13 protein-coding genes are annotated in these 13,139 nt (G+C 72.1%); 9 read left to right on the top strand and 4 right to left on the bottom strand.

The features are described from left to right. The first annotated feature begins 87 nt into the window (after positions 1-87). Positions 88-1,362 carry an AAA family ATPase gene (locus AC068D_RS13165; protein ID WP_478823056.1) on the top strand — a complete coding sequence of 425 codons (1,275 nt, stop codon included), beginning with the start codon at positions 88-90 and terminating at the stop codon, positions 1,360-1,362. 137 nt (positions 1,363-1,499) lie between these two features. Then, on the top strand, positions 1,500-2,744 hold the full coding sequence (locus AC068D_RS13160; protein ID WP_478823148.1) for a vWA domain-containing protein: 1,245 nt from the start codon (positions 1,500-1,502) through the stop codon (positions 2,742-2,744). Positions 2,745-2,881: 137 nt separating this feature from the next. Here AC068D_RS13160 and AC068D_RS13155 read toward each other — a convergent pair whose 3' ends face one another. Genes AC068D_RS13155 through hutU form a run of 4 tightly spaced genes read right to left on the bottom strand, consistent with a single transcriptional unit; the run spans position 2,882 to position 7,292 of the window. After that, the gene (locus AC068D_RS13155) at positions 2,882-3,004 is read right to left on the bottom strand and encodes a hypothetical protein (protein ID WP_478823055.1); all 123 of its coding nucleotides are present in this window, start codon (positions 3,002-3,004) and stop codon (positions 2,882-2,884) included. Positions 3,005-3,061: 57 nt separating this feature from the next. Further along, positions 3,062-4,390: a formimidoylglutamate deiminase gene (locus AC068D_RS13150; protein ID WP_478823147.1), complete on the bottom strand. Its 1,329-nt coding sequence runs from the start codon at positions 4,388-4,390 to the stop codon at positions 3,062-3,064. After that, on the bottom strand, positions 4,387-5,577 hold the full coding sequence (locus AC068D_RS13145) for an allantoate amidohydrolase (protein ID WP_478823146.1): 1,191 nt from the start codon (positions 5,575-5,577) through the stop codon (positions 4,387-4,389). The genes AC068D_RS13150 and AC068D_RS13145 overlap by 4 nt, the downstream gene beginning before the upstream one ends. 56 nt (positions 5,578-5,633) lie before the next feature. Beyond that, positions 5,634-7,292, bottom strand: a complete 1,659-nt coding sequence (gene hutU / locus AC068D_RS13140) for a urocanate hydratase (protein WP_478823054.1) — start codon at positions 7,290-7,292, stop codon at positions 5,634-5,636. Between the two features lie 105 nt (positions 7,293-7,397). Between hutU and AC068D_RS13135 the strand changes: the two genes are divergently transcribed. The 7 genes from AC068D_RS13135 to AC068D_RS13105 all read left to right on the top strand — a co-directional run bounded on the left by AC068D_RS13135 (position 7,398) and on the right by AC068D_RS13105 (position 13,034). Next, the gene (locus tag AC068D_RS13135) at positions 7,398-8,711 is read left to right on the top strand and encodes a type III PLP-dependent enzyme domain-containing protein (protein ID WP_478823053.1); all 1,314 of its coding nucleotides are present in this window, start codon (positions 7,398-7,400) and stop codon (positions 8,709-8,711) included. A gap of 53 nt (positions 8,712-8,764) precedes the next feature. Then, positions 8,765-9,235, top strand: a complete 471-nt coding sequence (locus AC068D_RS13130) for an SRPBCC family protein (protein WP_478823052.1) — start codon at positions 8,765-8,767, stop codon at positions 9,233-9,235. A gap of 231 nt (positions 9,236-9,466) precedes the next feature. Then, a complete protein-coding gene (locus tag AC068D_RS13125) occupies positions 9,467-10,834 on the top strand; it encodes an APC family permease (protein WP_478823051.1) in 1,368 nt (455 codons plus the stop codon). Positions 10,835-11,033: 199 nt separating this feature from the next. After that, complete coding sequence (locus AC068D_RS13120; RefSeq protein WP_478823050.1) at positions 11,034-11,432, top strand: roadblock/LC7 domain-containing protein; 399 nt, start codon at positions 11,034-11,036, stop codon at positions 11,430-11,432. An 11-nt stretch (positions 11,433-11,443) separates the two neighbouring features. Then, positions 11,444-12,187 carry a transcriptional regulator gene (locus tag AC068D_RS13115; RefSeq protein WP_478823049.1) on the top strand — a complete coding sequence of 248 codons (744 nt, stop codon included), beginning with the start codon at positions 11,444-11,446 and terminating at the stop codon, positions 12,185-12,187. Positions 12,188-12,225: 38 nt separating this feature from the next. Then, the gene (locus AC068D_RS13110; RefSeq protein ID WP_478823048.1) at positions 12,226-12,633 is read left to right on the top strand and encodes a roadblock/LC7 domain-containing protein; all 408 of its coding nucleotides are present in this window, start codon (positions 12,226-12,228) and stop codon (positions 12,631-12,633) included. A 26-nt stretch (positions 12,634-12,659) separates the two neighbouring features. After that, entirely contained in the window at positions 12,660-13,034 is a 375-nt protein-coding gene (locus AC068D_RS13105; RefSeq protein ID WP_478823047.1) for a hypothetical protein, read from the top strand. The last annotated feature ends 105 nt before the right edge of the window (positions 13,035-13,139 follow it).

The raw sequence follows: 13,139 nt of genomic DNA, 5'->3' as shown, positions 1-13,139 counted from the left end.
CACCGGCTGCTCCGCCTGATTCCTTTCTTCCACGGCGCGTCCGCACCGGCCGCGACGCCCTCCCCTACCCCACTCCAGGTGATGCCCATGTCCTCCAGCACTCTCCTGCCCGCTCCCGCCGAGGCACCCGGAACCCGCACCGGCCTCGCCGTCGCCGACGACCTCCTGACCCTGTTGCGGTCGACCACCACCGAGCCGCGCCCCGACGAGCAGCTCGAAGCACTCACCCTGGCCGTCGCGGCCGACCTGCCCGTGCTTCTCTGGGGCGAGCCGGGCATCGGCAAGACCGCCGGCCTGACGCAGCTCGCCGACTCCCTCGGCCTGCCACTGACGACCGTGATCGCCAGCGTCCACGAGCCGTCCGACTTCTCCGGGCTGCCCATCGTGGGCGACGACCCGGCGGTGCAGGGGGTGCCGATGGCACCGCCGCAGTGGGCCGTGGAGCTCGTACGGGCCGGGCGGGGCCTGCTTTTCCTGGACGAGCTCTCCACCGCCACTCCTGCCGTCCAGGCCGCACTGCTCCGGGTCGTCCTGGAGCGAAGGGTCGGGACGCTGCAACTCCCGCCGGGGGTACGGATCGTGGCCGCGGCCAATCCGCGTGCGTCGGCGGCGGACGGGTGGGAGCTGAGCCCGCCGCTGGCCAACCGGTTCGTGCATCTGCACTGGGTGCACGACCGGGATGTGGTGGTGCGCGGGCTGGGCGGGGTCTGGCCCCGGGCGGAGCTGCCCCGGCTGGTACCGGAGCGCCTGCCGGAGGCGGTGGCTCTGGCCCGGCGCGCGGTCTGCGGCTTCCTGGAGGCCCGGCCCACGCTGATCCACCGGCTGCCGAGCACCGAGGCGCGACGCGGCGGTGCCTGGCCCTCGCCGCGCAGCTGGGAGGCCGCGCTGACCCTGCTGGCCTTCGGTACGGCGGCCTCCGTGTCCAGGGACGTGCTGGCGTTGCTGGTGCGGGGCGCGGTCGGGGACGGGCCCGGTCTTGAACTCCTCGCCCATCTGGACCGGTTGGACCTACCGGATCCGGAGTCGCTGCTGGCAGATCCGGCTTCCGCCGAGCTGCCGGTACGGGGCGATCTGCGTCAGGCGGCGCTGGAGGCGGTGGTGGCCGCCGTCGGGGCGCGGCCGGAACGGGAACGCTGGGAGGCGGGCTGGGCGGTGCTGGTCCGGGCGCTGGAGACCGGTGCCCCGGACCTGCTGGTCGCTCCGGCCACGGTGCTGGCCTCGCTGCGGCGCGACGGCTGGGAGGTCCCGGACGCGGTGGAGCGGCTGGCCGGGGTGATCGGTCTGTCCCGGCGTGCGGACCGGTCGGTGGGGCGGGCCACCGCAGGGGCAACTGCCGATCCCACGGCGGGTGCGCGCCGATGACGGGGGCCACGGCGAAACGCCCGCTGCCGCGCCCGATGTCCCGGCCGGCGCCACCGCGTCCGGTCCGGGCCACCCTGCCGGAGAAGCAGGTCGTCCCCAGCGGTCAGGCCGCCGACGGGTCCGTGCTCCGGCTGGACATGGAGAAGCTGCTGGCCGCCCGGCTGCACGCGGTGAAGGTCCGTCCCTACCTGGCCGCCGCGCTCTTCGCGCTGCATGTGGTCGAGGACCGGTCGGTGCCGACGATGGCCGTGGACGTGCACTGGCGGTGCTACGTCTCCCCCGCCTTCGTGGCGGGCATGCCGGTGGAGGAGCTGGCGGGCGTCTGGGTGCACGAGGTGTCCCATCTGCTCCGGGACCACCACGGCCGCGGCGAGCGGTACGCGCGGGAGCACGGGGAGCACGGTCCGGGCGAGCGAAGCGAGAAGGGGGTCCCCCCGGCCGAAGGCTGGGGGAGGCTGCGGCGGAACATCGCCGCCGACTTCGAGATCAACGACGACATCTACGGCGAAGGCCTGCCCCGGCCCACCGGGGCGGTGCTGCCGTCGCTGCTGCGGCTGCCCAGCGGCCTGCTGATGGAGGAGTATCTGCGGACGGCGTCGATGTCCGGGCTCGCGGCCGACCTGGCCTGGCTGGACTGCGGCAGCGGTGCCGACGGGCAGGCCCGGCCCTGGGAGCTGGGGCCCGACGGGGCGCACGGGCTGTCCGGGCAGGAGCGGGACGCGGTCCGCTTCCGGGTCGCGGAGGGGATCAAGGCCCGGCCGGGCAAGGCTCCGGAGGGATGGCAACGATGGGCGGACGAGGCGTTCCATCCGCCGCAGCCGTGGCGGCAGTTGCTGGGGGCGGCGGTTCGCTCGGCGGCGGGTGCGGCGGGGGTGTGCGAGAACCACAGCTACCGTCGCCCGTCCCGGCGCTCCGCCTCCGTACCCGGGGTGCTGCTGCCGAGCCTGCGGCGCACACCGCCGCGGGTCTGCGTGGTGATCGACACCTCCGGGTCGGTGAGCGACGCCGAGCTGGGCAGCGCACTGCTGGAGGTGGCGGCGATCTCGCAGGCGGTGGGCGGGCGGCGCGACCTGGTCTCGGTGATCTCCTGCGACGCGGCGGCCGGGGTCGCCGTTCCGCTCTGCCGCGCCGAGAACATCGAGCTGGTCGGCGGCGGCGGAACGGACCTGCGCTCCGGCTTCGCCCGCGCGCTTCGCTCCCACCGGCGCCCGGACGTGATCGTCGCCCTGACGGACGGCCAGACGCCATGGCCCTCCGCGCAGCCGCCCTGCCGCACCGTCGTGGGCCTCTTTCCCCGCCCCTCGCGCGCCAGGGACGAGAACGACCCCGACTACGTCCCGGACACCCCGCCGCCCTGGGCGCGTGTCGTCACCATCGGCTGAGAGGGCGGCGCGGGGCTGACACGGTCACCCGCGGGGAGCGGAGCCCGCGACCGTCACCCATGACCGCCGGGCCGAGCGGCTCACCGCTGCCGCCTCTCGCCCGGGCGAGAGGCGGCAGCGGTGAGCCGGGAGCCGTCTCAGGAGGAGGGGACCACGATGCCGTGGCTGCGCCGGCCCGACTCGATGGACTTGCTGTCCGTCCAGTACGCCCTGTTCTGGAGGAACTCGATGCCGACGGAGTACGTGCCGCACTCGGACATGGTGGCCGGACAGCCCTGTCCGGGCGATCGTGACCGTGCGAGGGGGCCTCCCGACGGTCAGCCCCGCAGTGCCCCGATCGCCTCCGCCAGCGCCGCCGGCACATCCGGCACCAGGGTGTGGACACCGTCACGGACCACAGGGCGGCCCGCCACGACGGTGTGCCGCACATCCGCCGACGTCGCCGCGAAGACCGCGGTCTCGGCGCCCAGTCGTGGAAGCGGACCGGCCGTCCGCACCGAGTCCAGGGCAACGGTCGTGAAGTCGGCGAGGGCACCCGCCTCCAGGCGCCCCGCGTCGTCCCAGCCGAGTGCCGCATGCCCGTCGGCCGTGGCGGCGCGCAGCAGCGCCGCTGCCGTCCAGTGGCCGCGGGTGCGCGAGCGCAGCCGCTCGTTGAGCTCCATCGCGCGGGCTTCTTCCAGCAGGTCGATGACCGCGTGGCTGTCGCTGCCGAGCGAGAGCGGTGAGCCCGCGCGCTGGAGGGCGACGGCCGGGCCGATGCCGTCGGCGAGGTCGCGCTCGGTCGTGGGGCACATGCACGTGCCCGTGCCCGCCGAGCCGATGAGGCGGATGTCCTCGTCCGTCAGATGGGTGTTGTGGACTCCCGTGGTCCGCCGGCCGAGGACGCCGTGGTCGGCCAGCAGCCTGGTGGGGGTGCAGCCGTGGGCGGCCAGGCATGCGTCGTTCTCGGCCGTCTGCTCCGAGAGATGCACGTGCAGGGGCGCAGCGCGGTCCCCGGCCCATCCGGCCACGGTGGACAGTTGCGCCGCCGGGACAGCGCGTACGGAGTGGATCGCCGCGCCGATGCGCACCAGCTCGCTGTCCTTCAGCTGCGATGCGCGCTCGGCCCAGGCGTCCGCAGTGCCGTCGGAGAAGCGCAGCTGGTGCTGGTCCGGGGCCTCGCCGAAGCCGGACGACAGATAGGCCGTGTCGAGCAGCGTGATACGGATCCCGGCGTCCGCCGCCGCGGCGATCAGCGCCTCGCCCATCGCGTTCGGGTCGGCGTAGCGGGCGCCCCCGGGAGCGTGGTGCACATAGTGGAACTCGCCCACGGCGGTGATCCCGGCGAGCGCCATCTCCGCGTACACCGCGCGGGCGAGCGCGTGGTAGGAGTCCGGGGTCAGCCGCGAGGCGACCCGGTACATCACCTCGCGCCAGGTCCAGAACGTCCCGGAGCCCACCTGGACGGTCCCGCGCAGGGCGCGGTGGAATGCGTGCGAGTGGGCGTTCGCGAGGCCGGGGAGGGTGAGGCCGCGCAGCACCACGGCCCCCGGCGGCGGGGCCTCGGCCCCGGTCCGTACGGCGGTGATCCGTCCGTCCGCCGCCTCCAGCACCACGCCCGGCTCGACGTTCGTGTCGAGCCAGGCGTGCTCCAGCCAGTACGTCATCTGCACGCGAGGCCCTCCAGTACGTCGGCGAGTGCGAGGACCCCGGCGACACAGTCGTCCTCGGCCGCGTACTCGGCCGGGGAGTGCGAGACGCCCGTCGGGTTCCGTACGAACAGCATGGCGGTCGGGACGGAGCCGGACAGGATTCCCGCGTCGTGTCCTGCGCCCGTGCCGAGCAGCGGGGCCTGCCCGCCGAGCAGGGTGCCGAGCTCGTCCCGCAGGGCGTGGCCGAACTCGACGACCGGTGTGAACGACTCGCGGACCACCGTGAGATCCACGCCGTCGCGCTGGGCACGGTCCTTGGCCGCCTGCTCGACGGCGGCGACGACGGTGTCGAGGGTGGCCTGGTCGGCGGCGCGGGAGTCGAGCCAGCCGCGGACGAGGGACGGAATCGCGTTGACGCCGTTCGGCTCGACCGAGATCTTGCCGAACGTGGCGACCGCGCCCGCGAGTTCCGCTTCGCGGCGGGCGGCGAGAACGGTCTCGGCATACGTCAGCATCGGGTCGCGGCGGTCGACCAGCCGGGTGGTGCCGGCGTGGTTGGCCTCGCCGCGGAAGTCGAACCGCCAGCGGCCGTGCGGCCAGATGGCACTCGCGATGCCGACGGCGTCCCCGGACAGATCGAGGGCGCGGCCCTGCTCGACATGCAGCTCGACGAACGCACCGACGCGGGCGAGCCGCTCGGGGTCGGGGCCGATGGCGTCCGGGTCGTACCCGGCCGCCTCCATGGCCTGCGGCAGTGTGATCCCGTCGGCGTCGCGGAGTTCGTACGCCTGCGCCTTCGTCAGCCGACCGGCGGCGAGCCGGGAGCCGACGCACGCCAGACCGAACCGGGCGCCCTCCTCGTCACCGAAGTTGGTGATGGCGAGGGGCCGGGTGAACTCCACCCCTCTGCCGCGCAGTTCGTCGAGCGCGGCGAAGGCGGAGACGACACCGAGAGGGCCGTCGAAGGCGCCGCCGTCGGGCACGGAGTCCAGGTGGGAGCCGGTCACCACGGCGTCTCCCGCGGTCCGGTCGCCGAGCCAGGCCCACTGGTTGCCGTTGCGGTCGGTCTCGTAGGAGAGTCCGCGCGCCTCGGCCTGCTCCTGGAACCAGGTCCGGCAGTCGGCGTCGGCACCGGTCCAGGCGAAGCGGCGGTAGCCGCCGCTGTCCGGGTTCCGTCCGACAGGCGCGAGGTCCGCCCACATCCGGCGGAAGGAACCGGCTGCGGGCCGGCCGCCGGCGGCCGGGTCGCCCTGGGCAGTCACGAGTCCTCCCGCATCGGGATGCGGACGTCCTTCTCGTCTGCCACGGACTCCGCGATGTCGTATCCCGCGTCGACATGCCGGATGACGCCCATGCCGGGGTCGTTCGTCAGCACCCGCCGGATCTTCTCGCCCGCCAGCTTCGTGCCGTCGGCGACCGTCACCTGTCCCGCATGGATGGAGCGGCCCATGCCGACGCCGCCGCCGTGGTGGATCGACACCCAGGACGCACCGGACGCGACGTTCACCATCGCGTTCAGCAGGGGCCAGTCGGCGATCGCGTCCGAACCGTCGAGCATCGCCTCGGTCTCGCGGTACGGGGAGGCCACGGAACCGCAGTCGAGGTGGTCGCGGCCGATGGCGAGCGGCGCCTGCAGCTCACCGCTCGCGACCATGTCGTTGAAGCGCTCGCCCGCGCGGTCGCGCTCGCCGTAGCCCAGCCAGCAGATGCGTGCCGGAAGGCCCTGGAAGTGGACGCGCTCGCCGGCCATCTTGATCCAGCGGGCCAGGGACTCGTTCTCGGGGAAGAGGTCCAGCATCGCCCGGTCGGTCTTCGCGATGTCGGATGCGTCGCCCGACAGCGCCGCCCAGCGGAAGGGGCCCTTGCCCTCGCAGAACAGCGGCCGGATGTAGGCGGGGACGAAGCCGGGGAACGCAAAGGCGCGGTCGTAGCCGGCCAGCTGGGCCTCGCCGCGGATGGAGTTGCCGTAGTCGAACACCTCGGCGCCCGCGTCCATGAAGCCCACCATGGCTTCCACGTGCTTCGCCATCGACTCCCGTGCCCGCTGGGTGAAGTCGGCGGGCTTCTCGGCCGCGTACGACGCCATGTCGTCGAAGTCGACGCCGAGCGGCAGGTACGACAGCGGGTCGTGGGCCGAGGTCTGGTCGGTGACGATGTCGATCGGGGCGTTCATCGCGAGCAGCTGCGGCAGCAGCTCCGCCGCATTGCCCAGCACACCGATGGAGAGCGGGCGCCGGGCGTCGCGGGCCTCGACGGCGAGCTGGAGCGCGTGGTCCAGGGAGTCGGCCCGCACGTCCAGGTAGCGGTGCTCGATACGGCGCTCGATCGCGCGCGGGTCACAGTCGATGCAGATCGCGACACCGTCGTTCATCGTCACGGCGAGCGGCTGGGCGCCGCCCATGCCGCCCAGACCGGCGGTCAGCGTGATCGTCCCGGCCAGGGTGCCGCTGAACTTCTTCGCCGCCACCGCCGCGAAGGTCTCGTAGGTGCCCTGCAGGATCCCCTGTGTGCCGATGTAGATCCACGAGCCGGCCGTCATCTGGCCGTACATGGTGAGTCCGAGCGCCTCGAGGCGACGGAACTCCTCCCAGTTCGCCCAGTCGCCGACCAGGTTCGAGTTGGCGATGAGCACACGCGGCGCCCACTCGTGCGTCTGCATCACGCCCACCGGACGGCCCGACTGCACGAGCATCGTCTCGTCCTGCTTGAGGGTCCTCAGCGTGCGCACCATCGCATCGAAGGAGCGCCAGTCACGGGCCGCCTTGCCCGTGCCGCCGTAGACGACGAGCTTGTCGGGATGCTCGGCGACCTCCGGGTCGAGGTTGTTCTGGAGCATGCGCAGCGCGGCTTCCTGCTGCCACCCGAGGGTGTTCAGTTCCGTGCCACGCGGTGCCCGTACCGGGCGGGGTCCAGACATGCCGATGCCTCCTCGCGACGTTGACTCTTCTATTCATATCCTGGCGTGCTGAATAATTTCAGTCAACCACTGCATCCCGCCGTCCTGGGTGATTGGCTGGACGGCATGGCTTCAGACCGTCGCGATCAGGCCGTACGAGCGGCCGTGGCACAGGGCCTCCTCTCGGAGGACGAGCCGGTCGTCGCCCTGCTCGACATCGCCGGCATCCGCGCCTCCGCCGCCGCCCTCGGCGCCGCCTTCCGGGAGATCACGGACGCCCCGGTCCTGCACGCCTTCGCCGTGAAGGCCGCCCCCCTCGTGCCCGTGCTCCGTCTGCTGCACTCCGAGGGCATCGGCGCGGAGGTCGCCAGCCCCGGCGAGCTGGCCCTGGCCCGTGCCGCGGGGGTACCGCCCGGCCGGACCGTGCTGGACTCCCCCGCCAAGACGCAAGCCGAGCTGAGGGCGGCCCTCGCCCTCGGGATCGCCGTCAATGCCGACAATCCGCAGGAGCTCGACCGGATCGGTGCCCTGCTCGGCTCGGGCCCTTCCGCCTCACCCCTGGGGCTGCGGGTGAACGCGCAGATCGGAGCCGGAGCCATCGGGGCGCTCTCCACCGCCACCACGACGTCGAAGTTCGGGGTCGCACTGCGCGACGAGGGCGCCCGGGAGCGGGTCGTCCGTGCCTTTCTCGACCGGCCCTGGCTGACCCGGCTGCACACCCACTCCGGATCGCAGGGGCTGCCGCTGGACCTCATGGTCCAGGGCGTACGAGCCGTGTACGACCTGGCCGAGGAGATCAACTCGGCCGTCGGACGACAGCAGATCGACACCGTCGACATCGGAGGCGGACTGCCCGTCAATTTCACCTCCGACGAGGAGACCCCCACCTTCGCCGACTACGCCCGGCTGCTGCACCGGGAGGTCCCGGGGCTCTTCGACGGGCGCTACGGCCTGGTCACCGAGTTCGGCCGGTCGCTGCTCGCCCGGCACGGCACCGTCCTCGCCCGCGTCGAGTACGCCAAGTCGGCGGGCGCCCGGCCCATCGCGGTCACCCACGCAGGTGCCCAGGTGGCGACACGAACCGTGTACGACCCGGCCTCGTGGCCCGTCCGTATCGTCGCCTACGACGACAAGGGGCATCCCAAGCCGGGGCCGTACGTCGTCCAGGACGTCGCGGGGCCCGCCTGCTTCGCCGGGGACCTGCTCGCCGAGGCCCGGAGCCTGCCGCTGCTGGCACAGGGCGACGTCGTGGCGGTCCTGGACACCGGCGCGTACTACTTCTCCAGCCACTACGCGTACAACAGCCTCGCCCGCCCCGCCGTCCACGGCTTCCGCGTCGGAGGGCGGCACGGAGTCCGCTTCACGACCGTACGGGACGCCCAGACCCCGGACGAGATCGTCGCGGAGTCCGGCGGGGCGCATCCGGACGCACTGCTGTAGCGGTATCGCCGTGCGAGCGGGCGACTGTCGTACCCCGGTGGTTCCATGGACCCATGACCAGCAGAAGCGTTGTCGTCGAGCGCCGGATCGCCGCGCCGGCGGAGCGGGTGTGGGACGCCATGACCGATGTCCGGGGCATGGAGCGCGTGCTCAGCGGCGTGGAGCGGGTCGAGGCCCTCACCGACGGGGCCTTCGGCGTCGGCACCCGGTGGCGTGAGACCCGGCGGATGCTGGGCAAGGAGGCCACGGAGGAGCTGTATGTGACGGCCAGCGAGCCGCCCGAGCGGTATGTGGTGGAGGCCGACTCCCAGGGCGCCCACTATGTCTCGGAGTTCGTGCTCACGCCCGCCGGACCGGAGACCACCACGGTGCGGATGACGTTCTCCGCCGAGCCGCCCGGCGGGGTGATGGGCCTGCTCGCCAAGGTCTTCGGAGGCCTGGGCGCACGGGCCGTGAGCAAGGCGATAGCGAAGGACCTCGCCGATGTCGCCACCGCCGTGGAGGCCGGGGGCGACCGCGACTGACCCGCTCGGGGGCCACGTGGCACCCGGGCGGCCCGAGCACCCCGGCCTGTTCGAGGCTGGGGCCTCCCAAACACCCCATGGGCCCCATGGGCCCCGTACGGGCGACAGAACCCCCCGTACGGCCCATCGACCCACGTCCGTACGCATCACCGGGGGCGAGCAGGGCAGGAACCCTCCCACCGGCAGACGGGGCCGGGAACGGGACGGAAAAGCGGGACGAAGAGGTGTCTCATGGCCACATCGGCTTCCACGGAAGCACCGGAGCACCAACCGTCGCTCAAACGGGCCATCGGCCCGAAGCTGCTGATCCTCTTCGTGATCGGCGACATCCTGGGCACGGGCATCTACGCCACGACCGGCAAGGTCGCGGGCAAAGTGGGCGGTGCCCTGTGGCTGCCGTTCCTGATCGGCTTCGTCGTCGCCGTCATGACGGCGGCGTCGTACGTCGAGCTGGTCGGCAAGTACCCGAAGGCCGCCGGCGCCGCGCTCTACACCCAGAAGGCGTTCAAACTCCCCTTCCTCACCTTCATCATCGCCTTCATGGTGATGTGCTCGGGACTGTCGTCCGCGAGCGCGGCGGCCCGCGCGTTCAGCGGTGACTACTTCCAGGAGTTCACGGACGCGATTCCACCGACGGCCGTCGCGATCCTCTTCATCCTCGCTCTCTCCGCCCTCGCGCTGCGGGGAGTCTCCGAGTCGGTGAAGACCAATGTGGTGCTGACCATCGTCGAGCTGACCGGGCTGGTGGTGATCCTCGCGATCGGGGCGTGGGCGGTGCTGACCGGTGGCGGAGAGCCCTCCAGGCTGGGCGAGTTCGAGTCGACGGGCACGGGGTTCGCACTGATGACCAGCGTGCTGGGCGCCACGGCGCTGGGCTTCTTCGCCTTCGTCGGCTTCGAGGACTCGGTCAACATGGCGGAGGAGACGCAGGATCCGGTGCGCACCTTCCCTCGGGCGATCTTCACGGGCGTCGCCGTGACCGGCACGATCTATGTGCTGGTCGCCCTGGTCTCCTCGCTTCTCGTCGAGTACACGACGCTGGAGAGGTCAACCGGGCCGTTGCTGGAGGTCGTCAAGGCCGGCGGCGTCGCCTTCCCGCCGAAACTCTTCGCGCTGATCGCGCTCTTCGCGGTCACGAACTCCGCGCTGATCAACATCATGATGGCCTCACGGCTCTGCTACGGCCTGGCCAACGAGAAGGTCCTGCCGCGCGGCATGGGCAAGGTTCTGCCCAAGCGCCGTACGCCGGTCACCGGGATCGTCTTCGTCACCCTGCTCGCCATCGGTCTGGTGTCGACGGGAGAGATCGAAGGGCTCGGTGACACCACGGCGTTCCTGCTCCTGTGCGTCTTCGCCGTGGTGAACGTGGCGGTGCTGGTGCTGCGCAAGGACCATGTCGATCACGACCACTTCCGCACGCCGACGGCCCTGCCGGTGCTCGGGGCGATCACGGCCGTCATCCTGGCCAGTCCGCTGTCGGACCGGGCGGCGGAGGTCTACGTCCGGGCCGGAACGCTGATCGGCATCGGAATCGTCCTGTGGGTCGTCAACAAGGTGTGGATGAAGGTCCGTCACGAGGAGGCTGCGACCAGGGGCTGAGCAGAGCCCGTGGGGTGGCGCCCCGGAGACGGAGGGACGGGGGTGGGTCCGGGGAAGAGTTCGGCGGACCCTATCGAACCGCGGGCATGTTCCGGCGGAAAATGCCAGAACTTCCACCAGGCACCACTCCGGACCGTAACCTCGTGACTACGGACGTACGTCCGAGCCGTTCGCACACATACTGGAGGGGGAGTTTCGCGTGCCCGGAATCGACGAGTGTCTGCTCCACGCGATGCGGCTGCCCGGTGTGCGCGGCGCCGCCCTCGTCGACTGGACCAGCGGGCTCGCTCTCGGCACGGTCGGGGACGCGGCCGGCGACGACCACGAGACCGCCGCCACCGAGACCGCCGAGCTCGCCAGGATGGCGGCCGAGCACCCCACGTTCGCCCCGGCGACGGCCGATGACGGCCCCGCCAAGACACCTCCCGTCGAGGACCTCGTCATCACCACCCGTACGTGTTATCACGTCCTGCGCTTCGTGGAGACGAGCTTTGACAGCAGCGTGCTTCTCCATCTGTGGCTGGACCGCACGGAGGGCAATCTCGCCCTTGCGCGGCTGCGGATGCGGGACCTGACAGAGCGGCTGGTACTGGAGTGACCGTCTCCCCGATGCTGCTGAGACTGGCCGCCGAACGTGCCACCGGCGCCCTCTTACGGGACTGCGGAACGCTCTACCTCGTCGACGGCCAGGTGGTGCACGCCGAGAGCCCTGCCGCCCCCGGGATCGAGGTACTGCTCACCGCAGCCGGGCGACTGCGCGCGGACGGATGGACGGAGGCGCTCCGCGAGGCGGGGGCACTCGGCAGGGTCGGCAGATATCTCGTCGACAGCGGCCGTCTCTCGGGCGGTGAACTCGAGATCTGCCATCTCGGCGCCCTGTACGACGCGGCCTTCTTCGCCCTTTCCCCCAGCAGCGGCCCCTCCCGCTTCCGCTACGGCGTCGCCCACTGGATAGGGCCCGTCAGGCCCGTGCCGGCCGAAGCAGTCGAACGGGAGACCTTACGGCGCCGCGCCCTGCTCGACCGGCTCTGGGCACACCCGGAGACCGACACCGCCCCCGTCGTACGCACGCCACGGGCGCCCGCCACCCGGGCCGCACCCCGTCAACGGGCCGTGCTCGACCTGGCGGACGGCGTACGGACCCCGGGCGACATCGCCCGGACCCTCGGCCGCCCCGCGTTCCACACCCTGATCGACGTCCGTCGGCTGGCCGCGGCCGGGCTCGTCGAGACCCCTGGCACTGGCGCCCCGCCCGTACCGCCACCCGATCTCGCCCGGGTCATGGAGATGTCCGCGGACCCTGACATCGCCCTGCTCCGCCGACTCCGCGACGCCCTGGAGGCAACGCTGTGATGCGCACGCTGAGGCAGCGCGCCGAGAGGAGACAGCTGATGACCGCGAGCCCCGGAGTCCTCGACGAACTGACCCGTCTGAGGACCCGGTTACCGCAGCTCACCGGTGCTCTCGCGGCAAGCGTGGACGGCCTCGTACTGGCGCGCGACACCCCCGACGCGGAGGCGGAGACGGTCGCCGCGCTCACCGCGGCGGCCCTCGGCGTCGCGGTGCGGCTCACCGAGGCGACCGGTCAGGGCGGCTTCCGGGAACTGCTCGTACGAGGCGAGCGCGGCTATGTCGCGACGTATGCGGCGGGGATCGCTGCCGTGCTCACGGTCACCGCGGAGCCGCGTGTGAACGTCGGGCGGCTGCATCTTGAGGCCCGCCGCACCGGCGCCCGCATAGGCGAGCTCGTCGACGGCGCGCTCGACCGCCTCGACCCGAACCCCACACAACCCAGATGAGTCCATCGAACAGGAAAGGCACCACCATGGCCAACACCGAAACCTGCCTCAAAGAAGCGATGGCCTCGATCGAGGGCGTCGTCGGCGTCGCCCTGGTCGACTACACCAGCGGCATGGCGCTCGGCACACTGGGCGGCGGCAAGCATCTCGACCTCACGGTCGCCGCCGCGGGCAACACCGATGTGGTGCGTGCCAAGCTGCGCGCGATGGAGATGCTGGGCCTGCAGGACGAGATCGAGGACATCCTGATCTCGCTCGGCTCGCAGTACCACCTGATCCGCCTCCTCAAGGCACGTGGAGGCAACGGCCTGTTCCTGTACCTGGCACTCGACGTCAAGCGCGCCAATCTGGCGATGGCCCGCCACCAGCTCCGGAAGATCGAGGCGGAACTCGAAGTCTGACGCCCCGTCGCCTTCCTCAGCGGCGCCGCGTCCCACGGGGCGCGGCGCCGAGCCATCGGCCGTGCGGCCCGGAAGGGACCTAGTGCTGTGACCGGATAGGTTCAC

The sequence above is a fragment of the Streptomyces sp. NPDC043861 genome (assembly GCF_056435905.1).
Note: the sequence above shows the minus strand (reverse complement) of the source record. Positions and strands in the feature narration are given on the sequence as shown.